The 24118-nt window shown below is 35.1% G+C and carries 25 protein-coding genes and 1 pseudogene; 17 read left to right on the forward strand and 9 right to left on the reverse strand.

Annotated features, from left to right (window positions below):
• Positions 1–54: 54 nt before the first annotated feature.
• Positions 55–798, reverse strand: coding sequence for a DUF4058 family protein (locus AN490_RS13005; RefSeq protein WP_300003837.1), 744 nt, complete (start codon positions 796–798; stop codon positions 55–57).
• A 203-nt stretch (positions 799–1001) separates the two neighbouring features.
• Between AN490_RS13005 and AN490_RS13010 the strand changes: the two genes are divergently transcribed.
• From AN490_RS13010 to AN490_RS13035, 6 genes are all read left to right on the forward strand, one after another.
• On the forward strand, positions 1002–1664 hold the full coding sequence (locus AN490_RS13010) for a hypothetical protein (protein WP_300003840.1): 663 nt from the start codon (positions 1002–1004) through the stop codon (positions 1662–1664).
• Between the two features lie 340 nt (positions 1665–2004).
• The gene (locus tag AN490_RS13015) at positions 2005–2241 is read left to right on the forward strand and encodes a type II toxin-antitoxin system HicB family antitoxin (protein ID WP_015078047.1); all 237 of its coding nucleotides are present in this window, start codon (positions 2005–2007) and stop codon (positions 2239–2241) included.
• A complete protein-coding gene (locus tag AN490_RS13020; protein WP_015078048.1) occupies positions 2238–2462 on the forward strand; it encodes a type II toxin-antitoxin system HicA family toxin in 225 nt (74 codons plus the stop codon). Before AN490_RS13015 ends, AN490_RS13020 begins: the two co-directional genes overlap by 4 nt.
• A gap of 93 nt (positions 2463–2555) precedes the next feature.
• Positions 2556–3494, forward strand: coding sequence for a cation diffusion facilitator family transporter (locus AN490_RS13025; protein WP_300003845.1), 939 nt, complete (start codon positions 2556–2558; stop codon positions 3492–3494).
• Positions 3495–3622: 128 nt separating this feature from the next.
• Entirely contained in the window at positions 3623–3805 is a 183-nt protein-coding gene (locus AN490_RS13030; protein WP_300003848.1) for a chlorophyll a/b-binding protein, read from the forward strand.
• A 138-nt stretch (positions 3806–3943) separates the two neighbouring features.
• Positions 3944–4585 (forward strand): PAP/fibrillin family protein, encoded by a 642-nt coding sequence (locus AN490_RS13035; RefSeq protein WP_213718185.1) that lies wholly within the window; start codon positions 3944–3946, stop codon positions 4583–4585.
• A gap of 15 nt (positions 4586–4600) precedes the next feature.
• Here the strand turns inward: AN490_RS13035 and AN490_RS13040 are convergent, their stop codons facing one another.
• Positions 4601–4897, reverse strand: coding sequence for a hypothetical protein (locus AN490_RS13040; RefSeq protein ID WP_168696777.1), 297 nt, complete (start codon positions 4895–4897; stop codon positions 4601–4603).
• Between the two features lie 223 nt (positions 4898–5120).
• On the reverse strand, positions 5121–6539 hold the full coding sequence (locus AN490_RS13045) for a hypothetical protein (RefSeq protein WP_300003855.1): 1419 nt from the start codon (positions 6537–6539) through the stop codon (positions 5121–5123).
• Positions 6540–6856: 317 nt separating this feature from the next.
• Between AN490_RS13045 and AN490_RS13050 the strand changes: the two genes are divergently transcribed.
• Positions 6857–7639, forward strand: a complete 783-nt coding sequence (locus AN490_RS13050; RefSeq protein WP_300003905.1) for a peptidoglycan-binding protein — start codon at positions 6857–6859, stop codon at positions 7637–7639.
• A gap of 71 nt (positions 7640–7710) precedes the next feature.
• Here the strand turns inward: AN490_RS13050 and AN490_RS13055 are convergent, their stop codons facing one another.
• Positions 7711–9039 (reverse strand): S-layer homology domain-containing protein, encoded by a 1329-nt coding sequence (locus tag AN490_RS13055; protein ID WP_300003858.1) that lies wholly within the window; start codon positions 9037–9039, stop codon positions 7711–7713.
• A gap of 193 nt (positions 9040–9232) precedes the next feature.
• Here AN490_RS13055 and AN490_RS13060 point away from each other — a divergent pair, with 193 nt between their 5' ends.
• The 5 genes from AN490_RS13060 to AN490_RS13080 all read left to right on the forward strand — a co-directional run bounded on the left by AN490_RS13060 (position 9233) and on the right by AN490_RS13080 (position 14891).
• Complete coding sequence (locus AN490_RS13060; RefSeq protein ID WP_300003861.1) at positions 9233–11755, forward strand: AAA-like domain-containing protein; 2523 nt, start codon at positions 9233–9235, stop codon at positions 11753–11755.
• Between the two features lie 176 nt (positions 11756–11931).
• Complete coding sequence (locus tag AN490_RS13065) at positions 11932–12285, forward strand: XisI protein (protein WP_300003864.1); 354 nt, start codon at positions 11932–11934, stop codon at positions 12283–12285.
• A gap of 66 nt (positions 12286–12351) precedes the next feature.
• Positions 12352–12618 (forward strand): prevent-host-death family protein, encoded by a 267-nt coding sequence (locus tag AN490_RS13070; RefSeq protein WP_300003867.1) that lies wholly within the window; start codon positions 12352–12354, stop codon positions 12616–12618.
• On the forward strand, positions 12615–12932 hold the full coding sequence (locus AN490_RS13075; protein WP_300003870.1) for a type II toxin-antitoxin system RelE/ParE family toxin: 318 nt from the start codon (positions 12615–12617) through the stop codon (positions 12930–12932). Before AN490_RS13070 ends, AN490_RS13075 begins: the two co-directional genes overlap by 4 nt.
• Positions 12933–13070: 138 nt before the next feature.
• Positions 13071–14891 (forward strand): AAA-like domain-containing protein, encoded by a 1821-nt coding sequence (locus AN490_RS13080; RefSeq protein WP_300003873.1) that lies wholly within the window; start codon positions 13071–13073, stop codon positions 14889–14891.
• Between the two features lie 132 nt (positions 14892–15023).
• Here the strand turns inward: AN490_RS13080 and AN490_RS13085 are convergent, their stop codons facing one another.
• Positions 15024–15236, reverse strand: coding sequence for a hypothetical protein (locus AN490_RS13085; protein ID WP_300003876.1), 213 nt, complete (start codon positions 15234–15236; stop codon positions 15024–15026).
• A 198-nt stretch (positions 15237–15434) separates the two neighbouring features.
• Between AN490_RS13085 and AN490_RS13090 the strand changes: the two genes are divergently transcribed.
• From AN490_RS13090 to AN490_RS13105, 4 genes are read left to right on the forward strand one after another with little or no spacing between them, the layout of a single operon-like run.
• A complete protein-coding gene (locus AN490_RS13090; RefSeq protein WP_300003879.1) occupies positions 15435–16640 on the forward strand; it encodes a histidine kinase in 1206 nt (401 codons plus the stop codon).
• The gene (locus AN490_RS13095) at positions 16604–16834 is read left to right on the forward strand and encodes a hypothetical protein (RefSeq protein WP_300003882.1); all 231 of its coding nucleotides are present in this window, start codon (positions 16604–16606) and stop codon (positions 16832–16834) included. Before AN490_RS13090 ends, AN490_RS13095 begins: the two co-directional genes overlap by 37 nt.
• Positions 16803–16928 (forward strand): hypothetical protein, encoded by a 126-nt coding sequence (locus AN490_RS13100; RefSeq protein ID WP_300003885.1) that lies wholly within the window; start codon positions 16803–16805, stop codon positions 16926–16928. The genes AN490_RS13095 and AN490_RS13100 overlap by 32 nt, the downstream gene beginning before the upstream one ends.
• A 17-nt stretch (positions 16929–16945) precedes the next feature.
• Positions 16946–17206, forward strand: a complete 261-nt coding sequence (locus tag AN490_RS13105; RefSeq protein ID WP_015078241.1) for a chlororespiratory reduction protein 7 — start codon at positions 16946–16948, stop codon at positions 17204–17206.
• 17 nt (positions 17207–17223) lie between these two features.
• Here AN490_RS13105 and AN490_RS13110 read toward each other — a convergent pair whose 3' ends face one another.
• From AN490_RS13110 to AN490_RS13125, 4 genes are all read right to left on the reverse strand, one after another.
• The gene (locus AN490_RS13110; RefSeq protein WP_300003890.1) at positions 17224–18126 is read right to left on the reverse strand and encodes a cation diffusion facilitator family transporter; all 903 of its coding nucleotides are present in this window, start codon (positions 18124–18126) and stop codon (positions 17224–17226) included.
• Between the two features lie 531 nt (positions 18127–18657).
• The gene (locus AN490_RS13115; RefSeq protein ID WP_300003893.1) at positions 18658–20751 is read right to left on the reverse strand and encodes a hypothetical protein; all 2094 of its coding nucleotides are present in this window, start codon (positions 20749–20751) and stop codon (positions 18658–18660) included.
• 52 nt (positions 20752–20803) lie between these two features.
• Positions 20804–21526 carry a DEAD/DEAH box helicase family protein gene (locus tag AN490_RS13120; protein WP_300003896.1) on the reverse strand — a complete coding sequence of 241 codons (723 nt, stop codon included), beginning with the start codon at positions 21524–21526 and terminating at the stop codon, positions 20804–20806.
• A gap of 12 nt (positions 21527–21538) precedes the next feature.
• Positions 21539–23482: a site-specific DNA-methyltransferase gene (locus AN490_RS13125; protein WP_300003899.1), complete on the reverse strand. Its 1944-nt coding sequence runs from the start codon at positions 23480–23482 to the stop codon at positions 21539–21541.
• 142 nt (positions 23483–23624) lie between these two features.
• Between AN490_RS13125 and AN490_RS13130 the strand changes: the two are divergent.
• Positions 23625–24026, forward strand: a pseudogene (locus AN490_RS13130) (FIST N-terminal domain-containing protein); the annotation flags it as partial.
• Positions 24027–24118 lie beyond the last annotated feature (92 nt).

Here is a 24118-nt window from a genome sequence, read left to right on the forward strand (position 1 = left end):
CTCTCTTCTTCCTTGTTCTTTTAATAATATATCCATCCATTCTCGATCTTCCGCTCACAAGTCTGGTACAGGAGGAATATGATAATCTAAAGTTAAATCAAATGCAGCTTGTTCATATATTTCTAAGAACAAATTCTGTAAATTTAACTCTATTTCCTCCTCTCCTTTTTGTAGAGGTATGGGAAAATTAGGTATAGTTTGTTTGACGGAAAATGCAAATAATTGAGCCGATGGAAACCGATAGGATCTCACAATTAAAATGCGATAATCTGTATCAGAAATCCTGGTGACAATGGGCATTTTTTCCCCAGTTCTAATTAAGTCAATTTCTACTAAATTAGTATCACTTTGCAATATTTTCTCCCGTTTATCTAAATAGGATTTTCTACCTTCTTTAGTTTTTTTATTAGTGGGAGAAAGTATCTCAATTATAGTTACTACCTTACCTGTAGAAACTTCTCTAATTTCTAAATATCCTTCTTTAATTTCTAAAGGTAATGGTAAGGTTACAGTAATCGCCCTATTCTCTGTTTCTGTGGGTAAAGTCGCTATTGCAGTTTTCCTAATACTTGGTTTTTGTGCTTGTTTAACTGATAAAATTGCTACATCAGGAATACCAATTAATAAAGAGTCTTCAGTATCAAGTCTATAGGTACGTTTTTCTATAGCTACTCGATATTGAGGACGCAAAGTAGGAGAGATAGCAATAGCGATCGCTGTAATTAATCTATGATGTACTTCTGACCATAAATCAGGATTTTCTAAGTAGGGATTCATCCCTGGAAATGGTGAACTCATAAATTTATCACTACAATATTCTAGGAGTTACCATTTTAGTATAGCATTTATCTGGATAACGTTATTTTGATCTTAGAGATTTATGGCAAGATCTAAAGGATTATATTGACATATATGGTTATTGGGAGGAGCGTATATTTTGGCTAGACTGGCTGATTCAAGAATCAGAAAACCATCAAGATTGGCAAACCTTTATAGAAGCAATGTCTGATAAAGGTTGGACATTAAGCATGACAAATAGGCATCAGAGTTTAGATGACTCAGATAAAATTTTTAAAAAGGTATGGGATTTACGTCATTATTCAAATATTAAATCCCAGTCCGTATTAGCCCTTAATATTGCTGTGCTTATTACTCATAAGGAGAAAGATTATGAAGAAGCACATAGATTTATTGACATAGCAGAAAATCTTATAAATAAAAGTAATATTGAAGATAGGCAATCTAAACGTTATCTAATTTTCTTTAGTTATTACAGAGCCGAAATATTGTTCTTTGAAAAAAAATATGAACAATCAAGGTTAATATTTGAAAATATTCTGCAAAATACTAAGGAAATTAGATGGCATAGATTTAATAACTATGCCCAAAATTGGCTTGCTGAGATTTCTATAATTCTAGGAGATTTAGATAAAGCAGAACATCTTTTGAAAGAAGGTTTAATTATAGCAAAAATAAATAATGAAAAACGTCGTATTGCTCACCACTATGAATCTTTGTGTAAATTAGAGAAAGAACGTGGTAATTTAGTTAAGACTATTGAATGGTTAGAACAAGCCCAGGATTATTTTCATCGTCTTGGTATGAAACCAGATTTTGACAAGATGGAAGAATTACGCAAATTAATCAGTAAAGAGACGATTTAATGGATGGTAAATCTCTATCCAAAATGACTTTAAAACAGCCCTTACCCATCATCAAGAATCAATTGAAATCTTAGATAAAATTGGTGCAAAATGTGATCTAGCAGAAGCCTACTTTCAACAAGCATTAACCTATCAAAAAATAGGAGATAAAGCCAACAGTGAAGAATATTTTCACAAAGCCATGTATCTTTGGAGTCCCCAACAAATAGACGCACCCAAGCAAATCGAAAGAGTATTAAAAGCCATGAATAGTGAACCTTGAAATAAATTTCTGGCTAGTAACTATAATTGAGATATTATTAAGTTATAATTCAAAGCAGATACAAAGGGTACTATGATTATGGATAGACTAGAGTTTCCAGTAGAATATAGCTTTGATAGTGATAGCAATATGGTAATTGCTACCATACCCCAACTCAATTATATTTCTTCCTTTGGTCAAGATTTTTCTGAAGCAGAAAAAAATGTTACTGAAGCAGTATTAGCTTATTTAGAAACATTAGAAAAACGGGGTTTACCTATTCCCAGAATTGAGAAAAATTCGGGAACATTTCTAATTATCGAGTTAGTTTCATGAGCGATAAATTATCTGCTATTACTCCTAAAAAAGCATTACGCAAATTAAAAAAAGCAGGATTTATAGAAAATCATCAAAAAGGTAGTCATTTAGTTTTAGAACATTCCGATGGTAGAATGGTTGTATTACCAATGCACAGTAAAGATATTCCGATTGGCACATTATACGCTATTGTAATTCATCAAGCTAAATTAAGTTTAGAAGAATGGAAAAATCTCTAAAAATGAGAGATAAAGCAATGTATCTTGATTATTTCTTACTCATAACTTGCTAATAAGTGAAAATAATCCGTTCTTTACTCCCAACTCATCACTATGACACAGGACCACGACCACCATCATCACCACGAACATGGACACCATCACAGTCACGCCCCAGCCACATTTAGCCGGGCTTTTGCCATTGGGACTGCACTGAATATAGGATTTGTCATTGTTGAAGCAACCTATGGCTACTTAGCCCATTCCTTGGCTTTGTTTGCTGATGCGGGTCACAACCTAAGTGATGTATTGGGACTCCTCCTGGCGTGGGGTGCAAGTTCCCTTGCCCGTCGTCCTCCCAGCCACCGCTATACCTATGGCTTGCGTGCTTCTTCGATTTTAGCTGCTTTAATCAATGCTGTGGTCTTGCTTTTGTCTATGGGTGCTATTGCTTGGGAAGCTATTCGCCGCTTTAATGATTCTGGTCCAGTATCGGGAGAAACTATTATTGGTGTTGCCCTGGTCGGCATTATCATTAATACTGCTACTGCACTCATGTTTATGTCAGGACGCAAAAGTGATTTAAACATTCGGGGAGCATTTTTACACATGGCTGCTGATGCCTTGGTATCCTTGGGAGTTGTGGTAGCTGGAATTGCGATTTTATTTACCCATTGGCTGTGGCTTGACCCCTTAGTTAGCTTAGTGCTGGTGGCTGTTGTTGTAGTTGGGACGTGGCATTTACTTAGAGACTCCGTAAATTTGGCACTTGATGGCGTACCAGCAGGAATTGAACCCAGGGCTGTGAAAAATTACTTAATTGAATGTCCTGGGGTGTCGAAAATTCATGATCTTCACATTTGGGCTATGAGTACGACAGAAACCGCACTCACAGTTCATTTAGTCATGCCAGAAGGCTATCCTGGTGATGCTTTTTTATGGGAAGTTTCTCAGGAACTTGAACACCATTTCGGGATTCAACACTCTACTATTCAGGTAGAAACGGGGGATTCGGCGTATCCCTGTGCTTTAGAACCAGACCACGTGGTTTAAGCATAAGATCCTCATATACATATAATCGCAAAAAAAATGTAAATAAATGTTATTTTTTTGCAAAAAAACTGTTATATTTATTTACATAAGGCAATAAAGCCGAGTAGATCCTAACTGGAGTGCTGATAATGACTAATGCAACAAAGACAGCCAAAGCAAATGTAGATACGGATCGCAACGCTTGGCAATGGGGTTTTACACCTGGAGCAGAAATCTGGAATGGTCGTTTAGCAATGATTGGCTTTTCAGCAGCAGCTTTGATTGAACTATTTTCTGGTAAAGGCTTTCTCCACTTCTGGGGTATTCTGTAATTTCTCCATAACATAATTTTTGAGTAATCAAAAGCCTGGTAGTTGATAATAACTGCCAGGTTATTTATTTGGGAATATAAGATATACTCGTACCAGTGCCAATAATTTACAAAAAGTTTTATACAAATATTTCATCTCATGAATAATCAACTTTTGAAAGAGAAATTACAAGCAACTATCAAAAAAAATCAAATTAACAGTGATGGTTATCCTCTTACTAATTTAAAGCTTGATAAAAGTTTAGTTGAGGAAATTGAACAATTAACAACAGAACTAGAAAGTCTCAATCCTAACCCTCAACCTCTTCTCCATGCTACGGATTTATTAGATGGTGCTTGGCAACTGCAATACTCCACAGCTAGAGAAATCCGTTCTTTAGATTCTCTACCATTGGGATTACAAATAGGTAAAGTTTATCAAGTAATTAATATTGCCGATAAACTATTTTTTAATCTAGCTCAAGTGCAACATCCTCTGGGTTTAATATCAGGATATGTGAAAGTAACAGCTAATTTTGAACCTGCCATAGATATATCAAATACAGCAGATAAACGCATCAATGTTTATTTTGATAAACGTTATTTAGCTATTGAAAAAATTGTCGGTATTAATACCCCTAAATTAAATCCATTTAAAGTTGTAGTAGCTAATAATCCTCAAGGGAGAATTGCCACTCTCGATATTACTTACTTAGATGAAACTTTAAGAATTGGCCGTGGGGGAGATGAAAGTTTATTTATTCTCAATAAAGCCAATGATGTACCTAAATTAGCCTGTTAAATCCACATTTAAAATTCAAAAAGATATAACTACGGTTTTTCCCTTGCGGGGTATCTCTACTCCATTCAGGTAAGTTTTTTTGGATTTATCTATGGTATTAATCTTCTGATTACTGCGTTTATTATCTACACCTTGAGTTTGTTTTTTGGCATTATTGATAATCTCAGCAATATCATTCATGTACGCATCTTGATCATCCTGTGATGATTGACAATAACCACCACATAAAGTTTCTGCTTGTGCGGGAGTTATCTCTTCCAAAAATAATCTGATATCAATCTGATTAATATCCGCATCTATGATTTTATTCATGGTTTTAATGAATGATAACTATGTCTATAGGAATCCTATTTGATTTTTGAAATATACCTAGGGTGGGAAATACCAATCTAGACAGGTTTTAGTGGGCAATGCCCACCCTACACTTAATATTGCATGGCTACGCCACGCAAGCTATCAGAAATGCTTTGGGATGCCTATTGATTCCAGGTTGGCAAAAATTCTGATAATTTTCATCTATCTATTGGCTAATGTTTTATTGACGAATAGATAAACTGCTGGATGATTCCGTTCGCATTTTTCTAGTTTCTTCCAAAATTTTATCTATATCCTCTTGGGATAAACGTTGAATGTAGTTAATTTTAACTTCTTCTAAAAAGTCATTTAGTAAACTTTGAATTTCTACCAGAACTTGTTTTTTCTGAATTTCTGAAGTGAATGAAGTTGTAAATTTTTCTATTAGCTGAGTGGAAAGTTTTGCCGCGACAGGATCTTTGATGGTACTAGCTAAAGCAGCATAGATATTATTAGTAATTTGGGTAGCTAGTTGTTCACTAATTTGTGTTTGGGCTTTACCTAATCCTGGTACCATGCGGATATTACTATAGCCTGGTAATTGCTGACAAGCGATTTCAATACTATGGCACAAAATGGCATTTACTTCTGGTTGGATTTTTGGTAATACTTGATTAACAAGAGTTTTAATTAACAATCCAGTAATTGCTTCGACTTCATTGATATTATTAATATCTATGTAAGAACGCACATTTTCTGATTCTAATAACCAACGAGTAATTTCACCTCGTTGAATTGAACCTTGAAATTGATTAATTACTTGTACTACGACAATTTCTGTAATTTCTTCGGCAAAATTGGCAAGAATACCTTGATGAATTTGCCGTCTAATTACATAAAAATCAACTAATTTGGCTTGATCTAGTCTTATGGTCACTGGGATGACTCGTAACCATTGCCAAATTGGTATTAGTAATAATAGATCATACCACCGCCAGAGAATTGCTTCTAACCAACTTAAATGACTATATCTACGTTTGATGAAGAAAGTACGTCCTAATAATTCTATAGCAAATAAAACGACAAATGGTAAATCAATTATCCAAAAATTATTCAAAAATTCCCCATTTTCACCAATTTTACGATAATAGTTTTTGGCAATTCCCGGACGAATTTTCTGGTTGAAAAAGTCTATTTCCTGATTCCAACCATGTTTAGATAAATACTCTTGACTCCAAAAAGTATTAAATGCACCTTTTGCAGATTCTTTACTGACGCGTTCCCGCATTCGGTTTTTGATTTTTTCTAGAGTTCCACTTTTTCCCGCACCGGCAAAAGGATTAGTTTCAATCATTTCTTTGCTGAGAAAACGAAGGTCTGCTAATTTGGCTTTGACTTGCGGTGAGATTAAGCCTGTTTGAGTTACCTGTACTTCCAATCTAGCTACTGCTTCTAAATATTTTTTTGTATCACGATGAGGTTCAATACCTTTAATTGGATCGTATAAACGAGTTAGTTCAGGAAGTCTGCGGAAGTAAAAATCTCGCCAAGGTACGTAACTTAAATCAAAGAAAACTAATACTAAGTTAGCAGTGGCAGTAATTGCCATTACTCTTTCAAACCATAGGTTTTTTCGCTGGTAATTTTTTAATTTACTCATGGTTTCTTATATGTGGTAAATTGTGGGTTTACGAAATACAGTAGCATCAGTTTGAAACCCAGTTTTAGGTACGTTGAGGAGTGACTAAATATTGCTAAAATTAAAGTATGTTGGTATAAACAAGTAGCAACACAGATTTTTCAGAATTGAGACTATTAGCAGATGTCGAGTAGTAATTTTTCTTATACCCATTAATAATCAATCAAAGTCAAATTAATCAGAATTAATCATTAATTATGAAGCCAGAGGTTAAAAAAACTTCAAAATTACCTGTTAGTCTCTTAATATCAAGGATTTAATCCCAAGGAGTTTTTATGATGTGGTGTAGTTTCGACAAATCTAGAGTAACTATAGCTTTAACCTGTATGGTAGTAGCTAGTGTTGTAGCTTCAGACATAGCTTTTGCAGCCCGTCAGCGCAACTATACGCCGGACGAATTCCGATCCGTATTACGGGGGTTGGGTTATAACGTTAAAGTTACCAAAGATCCTCTGACTGATGAGGAAACAAAAAAGGCTATCAATCAATTTCAAACAGGCTACAAGTTAAAGGTGGACGGGAAAGTAGGTCCCAAAACCCAAGATCAAGCCGCGAAGATCGTCGAAATTCTGCAAGCTAATTTGAATACTGTACTTAAACCAAAAACTCTACTTCCCCGTGATCAATTCTACAGTCCCCAGTTAGAAGAGTTGGTAAAGGAGTACCAGAAAAAACATCAACTCTCAGAAACTGGGATTGCTGATTTGCAACTTCGTCAAAAACTAAATGAAGAAGTTAAGAACATCATTGATAAACCAACACCAACAGCTACACCAACGGCTACACCAACGGCTAAACCAACGGTTAAACCAACAGCTAAACCAACGGCTAAACCAACGGTTAAACCAACAGTTAAACCAACAGTTAAACCAACAGTTAAACCAACGGCTAAACCAACGGCTAAACCAACAGTTAAACCAACAGTTAAACCAACAGTTAAACCAACAGTTAAACCAACAGTTAAACCAACAGCCACACCAACGGTTAAACCAACAGCCACACCAACAGCCACACCAACAGCCACACCAACAGCCACACCAACGACTAAACCCGAAAAGTAAAGTCAAGAATTAGCAAGTAAATATGACAGGCTATTCGGCCTGTCGAATGTTTATTTGATCTAAAATAAAATTCACCTTTTCAGCTTTAAAGCTTCCGTTGCTGATATTCCTTCGCCTTGAGTACCGAAATACCATAAAGCTGCACTAGCTTCAGCACGAGTTACAGGTTTTTTGGGTTGAAATAAGGTTGTATAACCAAAAACTCGGCGAATATTTGATTGTTCAGCATTTTGGAAGTCTGCTAAAACTGCTTTTAATGCTTTCGGTTCAATGTTACCTGCATCTTGAAAACCCCAAGTTTGTTTAACGGCTTCCAAATTGGCTGCGGGTAAGGCTTGGCGAGTATCTAAAGGAACTTTCCACAGGATTAATTGTTCTCGCGTCAAGGGTGCATCAGGACGAAATAAAACCGCTGTGGCATCTCCTGACAAAGCACTGGGAATTAAACCTGCTTCGGCTAATCCCTGAATGACAGGAAAATCAGGATCTTTGGTTAAGATGTCTCTAAAAGCTGGTTGAGTGCTGGGGGATGCTAACCGGATTTGTTTGGCTGGATTATTCGCATACATGGCATTATTAGCTGCAACTAACCAGCGGGCATATTCCCGACGGGTGATAATTTTATCAGGGAAAAATTCGTTGGTTTTCGGTTCAATGGATAAAATACCTAATGTAGCTAAATCTTGAATATGAGATCGCCATTCGGGTGGTGCTTTTTGAATATCAGTAAATTCCTGAGTTGTTAAGGTTTCCGGTTGGGTGGTTGGCTGTAGGGTTGACTGAGTGACTACGTTAGTATTATCAGTTTTAGGTAATACTGGACCGATAAATTCAGAATTATCTGATGGTGTAACTGGGTTAGTTGATGTGTCCTTAGAATTAGATGAATATTCAATTAATAATTTAGTAGCAGTTTGCGGTTGATTGGGTGCGGCTTTGGTAACGGTTTGTGGTTTAATTGTGACATTGATGAGTAGATCATTGCGTCGGGCGGAAAAAGCCCCATCTACATCATCTTGAGGCTGTTGCACAATCTGCCAGTTTTTAGCCTGAAATTGCTGACGATAAAAGCTGGTAATTAAATTACTAGGATCTGCACTTTGCCACCGAATTGATATTTTATTTTCCGAATTAGCTGGTGTAATTTCCTCTAGTTTGGCATTGGGATAAATGGGTATATCTGCGGGAAAATCAGCCGGTAATTTAATTGTTGATGTGTTGGGGTTTGGTGTTGTTTGCTGACTCTGAGGTTTGCCAAAGGGAACAGGATTATTTTGCAACTGAGGGTCAGCCGCTAATGATTGTTCTAGGTTTTTAGCAGATTGACTGTTAGCACAGGCTGTTAAGGATAGTAAAACAGCAAAACTCAGAAATACAGCGGGGTAGTTACGGGAAAACACAAAGAAATCACAAATTGATTTTCACTTTCTACACTAGCATTTTTCGGGCTTGGTAGTCAGCCAGGGAATCTATTCCCTGTCTTAAAGTTCAAGTCGGTTAAAACCGACTGTTTTTGGTTTCTTTTTCTCTCACCGGAAGAAGGGATGCGTTTTTAGCCTAATATCTCTACTATTATCCATTGATTATAAAACCATGACTTCCCAAAATTATCAATATCAATTTGGTGGTAGTCTTCCTCCAAATGCACCCACCTACGTCACACGCAAAGCTGATGAGGATTTATATCAAGCCGTGAAAGCGGGAGAGTTTTGTTTTGTGTTGAACTCTCGACAAATGGGTAAATCAAGTTTGCGGGTTCGCACCATGCAAAGATTACAATTTGAAGAAATTGCTTGTGTGGCTATTGATTTAACTGCTATTGGCACATCAGGGCTAAATTCTGAACAATGGTATAATGGCATTATTAATCATATTTCTGAAAGTTTAAAGTTAGAAGATAAATTTGATTTAGATGCTTTGTGGGAAGAAAATAAACGACTTTCTAACGTGCAGGTTTTTGGTAAGTTTATTGATAAAGTATTAAAATTAGTTCCTACACAAATAGTAATTTTTATTGATGAAATTGATAGTATCCTCAGTTTAGATTTTCCTGTTGATGATTTCTTTGCTTTAATTCGTGCCTTTTTTAATCAAAGAGTTGACAATTCTGAATATAACCGTATTACCTTTGTATTGTTGGGAGTTGCTACACCATCAGAATTAATTCAAGATAAAAAACGGACTCCTTTTAATATTGGTAAAGGGATTGAATTAACAGGTTTTGAATTTACAGAAGCTTTACCTTTAATAGATGGATTTTCTCACCAAACTAAAAATCCTGAAACTGTACTCAAAGTGATTTTAGATTGGACGGGAGGACAGCCATTTTTAACTCAGAAAATTTGTAATTTTATTTGTAAATCTAAAGATGAAATTCCGACGGGAGAAGAGGCTAGTTTTGTAGAGAATTTAGTTAAAAATAAAGTAATTGAAAATTGGGAATCTCAAGATGAACCGGAACATTTTAGAACCATTCGGGATAGAATCTTAAAAAGAGATGAAAATAAAGCAGCGTATTTATTAGATTTATATCAACAAATTTGGCATTCACAAGGAATTGATACTGATAATAGTATTGAACAAAGTGATTTACAGTTAGCAGGAATTGTTGTTAAAAAGAATGGTAATTTGAAAATTTATAATCGGATTTATCAGACGATTTTTGATGGTTTATGGATTGAAAAAACTTTAGCTAGTTTACGTCCTTATGCAGAGAATTTTCGACAGTGGTTGTTATCAGGTAAACAGGATAAATCCCGATTATTGAGAGGGGAATCTTTAGCAGAAGCAGAAGTTTGGGTAAAGGATAAAAGTTTAGGTTTTGAAGATAGGGAATTTTTAGCAGCTAGTGGTACACAAGAACAAGAGGAAAAAGCGATCAAAATTGAAGCGGAAGCTAAACAGGAAGCTGAAAGACAATTAGCAATTGCGAAGAAAACAGGAGGATTAGTTTTATCTATTAGTGTGGTTTTTGCTGTATTTTTTGGAATAACTGCATTTATGGCAAAACAAAATGTTTCTAAAATGGAACAGAATGTTTCTAAGATTCGGGAATTATCAGCAGTCGCTTCTCAACTACAACAAAAAAATCAAGTAAATGAAGCCAATCAATTTTTAAATATTGCAGGTTTAGTTTTACAAGAAAAAATCAAAAACCAAGAACTTAAAGAAGCTTTATTAGATAGTTCTTTAGTTTTAGGGTATGAATCTTTACAAACAGACGAGGATAAAAACTCCCAATTAGATCCAAAATATAACAAAGCAAAAGAAGATTTTATAAAAAGTATTGAAAAATTACCCAAAGAAAATAATGTTGAGAAAAATGATTCTAGTTATTTAGCTACTTTAGTTTATATCTACTATGTAAAAGCTAAATTAGAAAGTAATCAAAATAAGGCATTAGAAAATTACAAAATCGCATTAAATAAATATAATCTTCTCAAATCTCAATTAAAATCTAGTACAGATTTATTTAAGTTAGACCTCAATATTCTCTACAATGGTAATGTTGATATTGTAGCTTCGCTTTATCGTCAGCTTGATTTAGAGAAATCAAATACAGAATATCATGAAGATTTAAAGAAACATTTATTAGCTGAATTAGACTATTTAATGAAGCAAAATAGATGGAAAGATGCAGATAGTAAAAATTGGCAGTTTATTCTTGTTTCCGCTAAAACAGAAAAAGAAGGTTATTTAGTATTAAATGATATGAAAAACTTTCAATGTCAGGATTTAAAAGCAGTAGATAAATTATGGGTGGATAACTCAAAAGGAAAATTCGGTTTTAGTGTTCAGAAAAGGATATATCTGGAAACAGGTAATTCTTTAGATTTTGACTGGGATAAGAAAAGATTTACAAAATGGAGCAATGAAGGGTATGATAGTTTTGCCGAAAGGGTAGGATGGAAGAAGGGAAAAGAGGAAGGGGGAGACTGGATGAGATATGATGAACCACCCTTATGGGAAGAAAAATATTTAACTACGTATAAACGTTACGTAGGTACGTTACCTTATTTGTACCTTAATATTATGTATAAAGGAAAGGAAGTGGAAGATAGGGGGTCGTTTGTGGGGTGGTACTCCTCTCTTCTTGCGGAGACTTGTAGATTGTAGCAGGTAAGGCTTTCAGAGCAGTGTTAAGATTTATTAAGCACTCATTTTCCACGAAAGAATAGGCTTTCAGAAATTCGATACCTGGCACAACCGCCTTCTAAATCTGTACAAGCAGTCAGTCAAGAAAATCACTTTTTGTTAATAGTCGTAAATACAAAAAAGGAGGAAATTCAACTATGGATAAACTAGAACAATACCGGAATGCTATCAAAAAGATATTGACAGAATATTACGAAATGAGTAATCCTCAAAATGTTGAAAATGGCAAAATTGAAGCTAGTGAACGTTTAGCTTTTGATGAAAAAAGAGATCAGTATATTTGGTTTCGGTTTGGCTGGGATGACAAAAAACAGATACAGCATATTATCATCTATCTTTGCATTAAAAATGGTAAAGTTTGGGTGGAAGAAGATGTAACTAATTTATGTATTGTTGATGATTTGTTATCAAATGGAATACCACAAAGTGATATTGTTTTGGGTTTCCACCATCCAAGTAAACGCAGTTTAACAGAATTTGCTACTGCTTAAAGAGGCAGATTTCTCATGAATGATTTAGAATAGCTAATAGAAATGTAAATTTGGCGATTAACAGTAATGACTATCAAAGAATTGCTCCTACAAGAAATTGACAACACCCCCAATGAAATCCTAGAGGATTTATTTAGTTTTTTGCAATCACTGAAAACAGATCCAAAACATCCCCCAAGCATATATCGAGAACTCTTAGAGCGAATTGATTACCTTGAAGCAATAGTAGGTATTCGTAAGGGACTAGATGAGTTTGAGCAAGGTCAAGGAATTCCTGTCGAGGAGGCATTGGCAACCCTAAAAGACAAATTTAACATTCCTCCTCGCTCATGAATTATCAAGTTATTATTCAACCTACAGCCTTTCAAGAAATAGAAACTTCCTATCGTTGGATGTGCGATAATCTGAGTCCTGAAGTGGCAAACAATTGGTACTATGAATTTCAAGATACTATCGCATCATTACAAAATTTTCCTAATCGCTGTAGCAAAGCACCAGAATCCAAAGTTATTGGTTGTGAGGTTCGGCAAATATGGATCGGAAAAAAAAGAAAATATCGAGTTTTGTTTGTAGTTATGGAAGATGTTGTCGCAATTCTTCATGTTCGCCACAGTCGCCAATCTTATCGAGGTGAGGAATCTGAATGATTGTTGTCAACGATCACTTTTAGGGAATGTGGGGGAATGGGCGATCATATTTTTAGTAGATAAAATCTTGGGTTTCGTTTGTTTTATACCAAAAGTAAGATATAATTCATTACTGATAAACTAATTGTCCTTATTAGTATGGTTTTCAGCTTTCTTGGTAAATTATTCGGTAAAACCCCAAAACCTGAACCCACAGAAATCACAGGTTTAATCAAAATATCAGGATGTGAAAATCCCAAACGCTGCGGAGATGTGATTTTTGTTCATGGTTTAGGTGGTCACGCAAGATCAACTTGGCATCCTCACGAATTACCAAATGATGATAATTTCTGGTTAATGTGGCTTGCACAAGAACGACCAGATTTAGGGATTTGGTCTTTTGGTTATAATGCTGCACCCTTTGAGTGGAAAGGTTCAACAATGCCACTTTTTGACCGTGCTAGTAATTTATTAGAATATTTAGCAGTTAATGATATTGGAAAATATCCAATTATATTTGTTACTCATAGTATGGGTGGTTTATTAGTCAAAGAAATGCTAAGAAATGCTCAAACTTTTAATAAAAAATCAGTTATTGAACAAACTAAAGGTATTGTTTTTTTATCCACTCCTCATACTGGTGCTCATCTAGCTAATTTAATTAATAATATTGGTACTCTCGCACGAACTACTGTTAGTGTTGATGAACTGAAATCCCATCTTCCCCAATTGCGTCAATTGAATGAATGGTATCGGCAAAATGTTGATGCAATGGCAATTACGACAAAAGTTTATTATGAAACAAAACCCACTAAAATAGTTTTGGTTGTAGACCCAGATAGTGCTAATCCAGGGATTAAAGATGTTCAACCTACCGCAACAGATGATGATCATATTTCCATTACTAAGCCAAAATCACCAGATAATTTAGTTTATAAAGGTGTGAGTCGGTTTATTAAAGAACAGTTATTAACCATTCCTAAACAACCAGAAAATCAATCACAAAATATTTCTTCTTTGTATATCCAACGTCCAGAAATTGAAAATAACTGTTATCAAAATATCCTGCAACCAGGGGCATTAATTCGCATCAAATCCCCCCGCAGAATGGGTAAAACTCATTTAATCAGTCGCATTTTTGATCATTCTAAACAAAAAGGATATCGGACAGTTTCTATTAATTTATGGAATCAAGAAAATCTTACTGACCTCAAGACTTTTTTACAGTGGTTTTGTGCAATTCTGAGTTTAGAGTTAGGAATAGAAGACCAAATAGAGAAATCTTGGAGTAGTCGTCTTGGTAATCAAGATAACTGCACTAATTATTTAAAAAAATATATTTTACCATTTATTGATAGTCCTTTAGTATTAGGTTTAGATAATATTGATGAAATTTTCCCTTATCCTGAAATTACTCAACAATTTTCTGCTTTATTAAGAGCTTGGCATGAAAAAGCGAAAACAGAAGATATTTGGCAAAATTTACGGTTAGTAATTGCCCATTCTCAAGAAGTTGATACTTCTATAAATCTTAATCAATCTCCTTTTAATGTGGGTTTGTCTGTAGAAATAGGCGAATTTAATCTTACACAAATAAAAGAATTAGTTCAAAAATACAGTTTAAATTTTTCAGATACAGAAATAAACCAATTAAGAGATATGATTAATGGTCATCCTTATTTATTAACAACTGCGCTTGATACAATTGCTAAAGGTAATTTAACTTTATCAAATTTTCTGGAAGTTGCACCCACTAATCAAAGTCCTTATGGCAAGTTTTTAAATTTCTATCTTTCAGAATTAGAAAAAGATGATTTGTTAAAAATAGCAATGCAACAAGTGATTAATAGTGATATTCCTATTAAAATAGATTCTACTCAAGCTTTAAAATTACGCAGTTTGGGATTGATTGAATTTAAAGGAAATAAAGTTAAATGTCTTTGTGATTTATATCGGCTTTATTTTCAAGAGCATATTTAGTCTAATTTTATACATCTTTTGGTTGGTAGAATATTGCTTCGCAACGCCAATAGCGGCGACTATAGGTTTTGAGGAACTAATGGAAAGTTTTCGCCAATGGTTTGAAGTGGTAAGCTGGGAATAAGGCGACTCTTAGGCTGTTTGCAAGAATTGATAAATGGCTTGGAGATGATTTAATGCTTCTATTGGGGAAGCGATCGCAAGTTGCATCGGTGTTACATAATTAGCTATATAGGGGAGGGGTATGCACTTGAATAAATTGCGAAATATATGCCAAAAGCTTATATTAAGGGACTCTTGACTTCTGTAAATAATTACTAAAGGAGGTGAGGATAGCTTCAACAATTCCTGACTAAAAGCCTAGTAGCTGTAAAAGTAAGAGCAAATGGCAGCAAAATTCCGAAAAAAATCCGTTTCCACCCAAAAACCTAGATCGGATTAGAGTAAGAAGAATCTAAAATAGAGATTAAATTAGAAAAACAATGGCTATTAAGCAACGTCATCCCATTTTACTGTCTGTAAAGCGTCCCCAGGTTGTTACCAGTGCTGAAACAAGATGTCATGCAAGTTTCTCAGGATCAGCCTATTTATTCTGAGGCTCCACTTCAACTACTGCTGTTTGTTGACGGACGGCCTCAGTCTCGTCAACAAGTGCAGCAAATTCGCGCTTACTTAAAAGAATTAGAGGCTGAGTATAGTTTTGAACTACAAATTATTGATGTTGGACAACAACCCTATTTAGCGGAACATTTTAAGTTAGTAGCAACCCCTGCTCTAGTTAAGATTCATCCCGAACCTCAACAAACTATTGCTGGTACTAATATTATTCCACAATTAAAAATTTGGTGGCCGCGTTGGCAACACGCTGTTGCCACTTTTTTGAAATTACAGGCAGATAAACAGGAATGTTTGGATGAAAAGAGTCAGGTGATTTCGCCTAAATCTACCATTCATTCTGTTGCTACTTCGGCCGAGGCAATTCAACTAGGGGATGAAATTTTTCGTCTGAAGCAGGAAAAGGAGAGACTGCAAGAACAGCTACTGTTTAAAGACCGAGTAATTGCGATTTTAGCACATGATCTCCGTAATCCTCTGACGGCTGCGGCGATCGCTATTGAAACTCTTCAATCTAATTACAATCCAGATACAGGGGGATTTCAACGCCTGAAACCTGGTTTGGCTATACATTTATTAAAACAGGCTCGGACGCAAACCAAGATCATTGATCGGATGATTGCTGATTTGTTACAAGCTGGGCGGGGTGACGATACAGAATTGCCAATTGTACCACAAAAGTTACAATTAGGGGAAATTTGTTTACAGGTATTAGAGGAATTGAGCGATCGCTATATTGCTAAATCCCAAAGGGTGGAAACAGATATTCCCCAGGATTTACCCTCTGTTTATGCTGACCCTGAACGAATTCGCCAAGTCCTGGTTAATCTTTTAGATAACGCCATCAAATATACACCTGCTGGTGGCATAATTACTGTAGCAGGACTCCATCGCACTAGCCAAAAAGTACAATTTACGATTGGTGATACAGGACCTGGTATTCCCGAAGAAAACCGCGATCGCATTTTTGAGAATCTTTTCCGTCTCCAACGTGATCAAAGTACAGATGGATATGGAATTGGTCTTTGTTTATGTCAACGCATTATCCGCGCCCATTACGGTCAAATTTGGGTAGATTCATCTCCCCACGGTGGTGCATGGTTTCATTTTACAATGCCAGTATATCCATCTTAGTCAGTTGTCAGTTGTCAGTTGTCAGTTGTTCGTTGTCAGTAGGGGCGAAGCATTTGGAAGATAAATTATCGGTCATTGCCAAAAATATTTCTCCAAATGCTTCGCCCGTACAGTTGTCAGTTGTCAGTTGTCAGTTGTTCGTTGTTCGTTGTCAGTTGTCAGTTGTCAGTAGGGGCGAAGCATTTGGAAGATAAATTATCGGTCATTGCCAAAAATAGTTCTCCCAGTTGTCAGTTGTCAGTGGTAAAACTATCACCAATTACCAATTACCAATTACCAAATTACTAAATTACTAATTACTAAAAATGCCAAATCAATTAATGTATCAGCAGGACGATTTTGTTGTTTTGGAAACAAATCAACCAGAACAATTTCTGACAGTGGCGGAATTATTAATCAAGCTGGAAAAAACTTTATCACAAATTGCATTCGCGGATTTACCATTGGATGTGCAAAAATTTGAGTCTGTTAGCGAACAAGCACAATATTTGCTGGATACAAGTTGTAATTTAGATGTGGGTCCTGGAGAATATTTACAGTGGTATGCGGTGCGGTTGGAAAAATAAAATTATTTGCTACCAAATTATGTTTGTTCGGCTTCAAAGGTGATGCGCTCAGATTGATATGCAGGTGGCTCAACATGAATTAAAATCCTCACAGGATGAAAACGTTGTTCTAGTTGTTTTTCAACTTCCTCTGTGATATTGTGAGCCGTTTCTACATCTGGTGCATCAACAATTAAGTGCATTTCTATAAACACTTGACGACCAATGACACCGCGGGAAGCGATATCATGACAGTTAAGGACACCGGGGACAGAAACTGCAATTGTATGAATAGTTTCGGGGGCTATGGCCATTTGATCCACAAGCCAGGGTAAATTCTCGGTTAGAACTGACCAACCGCTCCAAAATACCAGTAAAGCCACGGGGAAAGCTAGTGCTACATCTAACCACTGATAACCCAGCCACACACCAATTAAACCACCAATAACGGAGATTGTCACCCAAACATCACTCATGGTATGGGTAGCATCAGCGATTAAAATGGAACTACCTACTCTTTTTCCCACATTCCGTTCATAAAAGGCGACAAAAATATTTATTCCTAACACAATCAGTAATAACCACAATTCTGGAGGTGATACTTTTACAGGTTCGCCACCTTTGAGAATTCTTTCTACTGCACCTTGGACAATTTCAAAACAAGCTATTCCTAAAAATGCAGCTATCCCCAAAGCGCCTAGTGCTTCAAATTTATTATGCCCATAAGGATGCTCCCGATCTGGCAATGGTGAAGAAAACTTAATAGCAACTAAGCCTAAGACATTATTGGCACTATCAGTCACACTATGTAAAGCATCAGCCAGCAAACTTAAAGAACCTGTCCAATGACCCACAAGGACTTTTAAGCCCATTACAAATACGTTAAGCAGTAGGGTAATAATTAAAACTTTTCTTACTTCCGTGCGGTTATCGTAAATCATATATTAATCTTTTGTTAATCTTGCGTGATTTGTGGAAAAAAAGACTAGAGAATTTGTTTTCTTTAACTATTACTGTACAACAATAGGTATTTATTTCTAGGAATAAATATACAGGAAATATGTCAAAAACTGCTTATTAAGAATTTATCTCTTTATTGAACAAAAAGGAACAAAAGATCCCCGACTTCTCAAACAAGTCGGGGATCTGGATATGGTAATGTGGATAATTACGAATAATTATTAATAAGTAGGTTATGTCTTCTGCACCTCTCACACCAAATCTGGTAGAAGGTTCTATTTCTGTTAGTTTTTCACCCCAAGCAGCGCGAGAATTAATGTCTAAACTATGATTTTTGTGATTTTGATGATTTTTATGATGAATCCCTCATTTTCATCAAAATAATCCTACAAATCATAGTTCAGACGTTTTTCTCGTTCCCATACTCTGTATGGGAATGAATTCTATAAGGCTCTGCCTTCAAACCATTTCTTCTAATTTTACCTCATAATCGCCCTGCATTTCCGGTTTATTTAGATCGTAATCTCATTAACGCTAGTTACCACTCGGTAATCTACTCCTAATGCTTGATGAAAATGCTTTTCACCACAGATAATTTTACGTTTTTCATCAGGTCGCAATTCATCTAAATTTCTTGTACCTTTTGTTTCACGAATCAGGTAAAGAAGTGGTTTACCTACTGCTTCTCCATGTTCGTCTCTATCTTCCATAATAACCGCCCAATCTGGATTATATTCCCCTACAGGTGTAGGTACAGTAAACCAATTAGGAAGTTTTACAAATAGTTTTACATCATCTCTTTTTTCTAAATCTGCAACAAATTTACCTTCAATACTATCTCGTATATTTTCGGCTTGACTATCAACAATCACATGATCATAAACCGAACGATTTGCCGGAATTAGATATTCTTGCCAAGTTTCAATCTCATCTTGAAACTGAGTCATTTCATACCAATTATCTATTTTTTCGTATTGAATCCCATTTACTAAATGATCTGCTAGTTTATTTTTAATAATTTGTACTGCTACTGTAGCAAATTCATGAGGATTAGAAAGTACACTTTTTTGATTATTCAATCGTTTTATTATTGTTAATAAGGTATGACGAGTTAATGATACAGATGGAGTTGTATTCTCTAATAAGTCTACCATGATGGTAATTATATTAGGTAAAGGTCGTTTTCCAGTTAACATCATAGCCGTTTTACTGGTGGTAAGTTGTATGGTTTCTAATATATCTTCATTGCCTACCTCTACCCGTGCTTTAGTAATAGTAATCCGAGGAGGATTAATAGTTTTTGTATCTAATTCCTTAACTACTTCCTCAATCAGTTTTTCTGTATGGATTTGCACAGCATAACGAGTTTTATGTTTAATTTTCTCCCACAATTCTTGAAACTCTGGTTTTAATAAGTATTCTTTACGTAATTTAGCTACACCTTTTTCTCTAGCGTTAGGTGGTTTTGGTGGTACACCTTCTTTACCATACTCATCTTCAATTTCTTGTTGTAATGTTGCTACATATTTTTCATAACTTTCGTTAGCTATAACGGTTAAAATATTGATTCTCTCATCAAATATTCTTTCTCCTGTTTGATTTACAGCTAATCTCACACCCCGACCAATTTCTTGGCGTTTTTTAGTTTCTGATGTTGTTTGATTGAGGGTACAAATTTGAAAAACATTAGGATTATCCCAACCTTCTCTTAATGCAGAATGAGAAAATATAAAAGCTACAGGTTCATCTAAAGAAAGTAATCTCTCTTTATCCTTCATGATTAAGTTATAAGCTTCTTCGTCTTTTTTAGCTGTGCCAGTGGTGCTATCTTCAAAAACAGTTTCTCCTCCCTTTTTGCGCTTTTGGGCAAAATAAGCAGATTGGACTTGTTCAGGTGTCAATGATTCCCATTCTGGATATTTTACCTTTAACTCTTCAAAGGCTTGCTTAAATAACTGACAGATAATACCATCTTGCCCAGTGTCGGTTTTATAATTAGCGACTTTATCTATAAAGAATAGCGAAATAACTTTGATACCTTGGGATTTTAGTCTTTTTTGTTTACGAAAATGTTCTTCAATAGTATAACGAATTTGTGCCTCAAAAATAGCTTCTTTATCAGTTCCCTTAGATTCACCTCTACTAATTTCTAAGTTATTGGTAAAAAGCACTGTTTGAGAACCAGGATTAATTTCTTCTATTTCAAAATCTGCATATTCACTGCGGTTAGTTTTTTCAAATAGAGAATCTCCAGGCTTTACTGTAATTACCTTTTCTTTAACTGTACCATTTTTTTGTAATTGATGAACAGCAATTTTAGCAGTAATAGTTTTCTTTTGACTGGTAATACTTTCTAATCGCAAAAATACTTGATTAAAGTCATTTTCTTTGATGACAGAACCTATTTCAATTTTTTTAACTAAACCTTGATTATAAGCAGCACATGGGGTTAACCGATAAATTAAATTATAGGGGTTTTTGTGAGTTGCACTATAGCGGAGAATAAACAAAGGATGAAGAGATGCTAAAGCTGCAATACTTTTGGTTCTACCGTTCCCCTTATGATCAAACATCCTTTTAATATATCCAAAACCATTGGTGTACATGGGTTTAATCTAAATTAATAAGCGGGGTTTCAGGGATATTTTACCGAAAATATCATAAAGGGAGCGGTAGAGCCATACTTTTTTCACTCTCCATATTTTGCGGTTCATCTAATATTAAAATAGGACGGGTTGATTGTACTAAATGCAGTGGTGTTTCACCCATTAACCTATCTGTACTCTGACGAATAACATTAGCAGCTTTATTAAAAGCATCTATTGTCATCACCATAATTTCTAATCCATCAGAAAGTGCAAATTGACGCACTTGGGAAAGATTAACGGAATCGTAAATATAATAACGATAAGGTGGATTACTATAAAGTTCTCGAAAATGTCTTTCAGTAACTTTTAAAGTCTTTAAAACCCCTTCCCTGACAGCAACGGAAGGAACAACTATAATAAATTTACGTAAACCGTAACGCTGAAATAATTGTAAAGCAGTGCGTAAATAAACATAAGTTTTACCTGTTCCTGTTTCCATTTCTACAGAAAAGTTAGGAAAGTAAATTGTTTTTTTACCTCTTATTGTTTCTATTGTTTCTTCAATATATTGAAGTGATTCATCAGGTGAAATATCATTTTTTTGCTGAACTGCTTGCAGATTTTCTAATAAATTTTCTTCGTCTAAATCCAGACGATTCATGACAGCAGCAGAACCCCACTCTAAAATTAAACTCATGTCTAATTCTATGCGGGGTTGACCTTCTAATAAATTAGTAACGGCTTCAATAGCATCAGTTTGATATTCTTGATTAGCATCAAATCTAAATTCCATCTGCTACCTCTTTTAAATAGTTTTTAGTCTACATTGTAGGACTAAATTAGCTGCTGTAGTGTCATCTATGGCCATGTCACGGCAAATTAATAAATCGTTTTTAGTTAATTTTAACGTTCTCGCTGTTTCAAAATGAAACTGATTATCAAGACTAATATAAAAATGCTGTCTTTTATCTTCGTCAGTTATTTTGTAGATAGTAGCAGATTCAATTTCTGTAACTTCCTCAATGCGAGATGTCAAGCTATAACCTTGTTTGAGCATGACTTCATATCTTACATTTTCTGGTTTCCAGCCATCAACTAAAGGATCATTAAATAGTTCTAATTGTTCTATATATGCTTCCGGTTCTGTATCTGATGGTAATTCTTCTGATTGACGATAATTAGATTTAGATAATTTTAAAACTTTGAAACCTAAATCTTCTGGAGTTTCCCGATTTTGCAATGGGAGTTTACCATTTTCTGAATCTTTAATTTTCTGAATACTGCGACGAATACGCTCTTTACTAATATCAGCAATAGTAGGAAACTGTGGATTATTTGTTTTTTGTGGTAACTGAACTAGAATAAATCTTCTATCATTTCCATCTTCATGATTGAGTTCTAATACCGCTTGTCCAGTAGTAGCAGAACCTCCAAAGAAATCAAGGACTAAATCATTTTTAGATGTAGCTAAGGTTAAAGCACGATGAATCAATCCTATAGGTTTTGGTTTAGAAAATATTTCTTTTTCAAATCCTAAACTGGTAAATTGCTCAGTTCCTCTTTCACTGTTAACGTCTGTATATGTCCATGCAGAAGGAGGTTTAAGTAAAGTTCTCTCTTCCAAATAATCTTTTTCAAATATTCCCCATATTTTCCTATTGGGCATATAACGACACTTCAAGTTAATCAATTTTTCTCTTGAAGTTTCAAATCCCCACCTCCACCTACCTAATTTTCCATCTTCTCGAATTGGTATAATTTCTTGATAATTATCTAAATTTTGTTTTTCTTTAGTTAAAATTAAATCCTCATTGTCAGAATTATAATAGAAATAATAGAACATTTCTGGTCTATCTTCTTTTAAATCTTCATCACCTGTTTTTCTTAAATCTATTTCTCGATATTTTCCTTTTTCATCTTCTTTGTTATATCTTACTAATACTTTTTCATCAGGCTCAAAACCATTCCAACAGGTATAATTCCTATTTTTGGCGTAAACTAATAAATATTCATGTGCTGTTGCAATAAATTTATCATCAGACCGACCTTTAGGATTATTTATATTAGCAATATTTCCTAAAAAATTCTCTTCTCCAAAAACTTCATTCATCAACAACCGCAAATTATGAACCTCATGATCATCAATACTTACAAAAATTACCCCATCATCTCTTAACAATTGCCGCGCTAAAAAAAGACGGGGGTACATCATAGACAACCAAGCAGAATGATAGCGTCCACTGGTTTCAGGATTGCTGGTTTGTAAATTACCCTCACTATCTTTTTGACCTGTTAATTCTAAATAGTTATCAAGAGGATCTGTATAATTATCTGGATAAATAAAATCATTTCCCGTATTGTAGGGAGGATCAATATAAATCATCTTTACTTGTCCAGAATAGGACTTGCGAATTAATTTTAAAACTTCTAAATTATCACCTTCAATAAACAGGTTTTGAGTATTATCAAAATCTACTGATTCAGAACGTTCTGGTTTTAATGTTGCCTTACTGGGTGTTTGTAACATCTGAATAGCTTCACGCTTACCAGCCCAAGTAAAAGAGTAACGTTCTGGCCGATCATCTGTATTTTTTCCTAAAGTTGCCTTTACTAAAGTTGCCTTTAACTTATCAAAATCTATCTCACCTTCTGTAAACACTTCTGGAAAAATGGCTTTAAGCTGCTCAAGTTGTTCAGCCTTGATATCACCAGAAGTTATTTCTACTTTATCTATATCTCTTTTGTTCATTGACTGTGTGTATTTTTATGTTGCAAATTTTACTAAGAAACTAGATTCTTTAATACATTTTAACAGAAAGTCAACAATCACCAATCACCAAACTTAGTTAAAATAATCAACTAACCTCAAAACAGAAATAAGCCGAAAACTCATGGCAGATCAAATGCAGTGGACAAATGCCTTATCAACCCGTCCTTCCTTAGAAGCGGCTATTAACGATGTCGTAGAACAAGCAGTGGCATCTTTAACAGCACCAGCACATTTAGGGCTGGTATTCATTTCTTCTGCCTTTATGAGTGAGTATTCCCGGCTGTTGCCTTTATTGGCGGAAAAACTTTCTGTACCTGTATTAATTGGTTGTAGTGCTGGGGGTGTAATTGGCAAGAAACAGGCAGGAGAAACCGAAGAAATAGAAGCAGAACCAGCCCTGAGTCTGACTTTAGCCCATCTTCCCGGTGTCGAAATCCGATCTTTTCATATTGTCGCCGAAGAATTGCCAGATTCCGATAGTTCCCCTACCGCTTGGATTGATTTAGTAGGTGTATCACCTTCAGTAGTCTCTGCATTTAATCTCATAAAATTGTAGTTTTCCGTAGTCAAACGTAGCTATATCCGTCACTACAATGAACCTTAGTAATATCTTTC

It is taken from the genome of Anabaena sp. AL09 (assembly GCF_001672255.1).
GTDB lineage: Bacteria > Cyanobacteriota > Cyanobacteriia > Cyanobacteriales > Nostocaceae > Dolichospermum > Dolichospermum lemmermannii.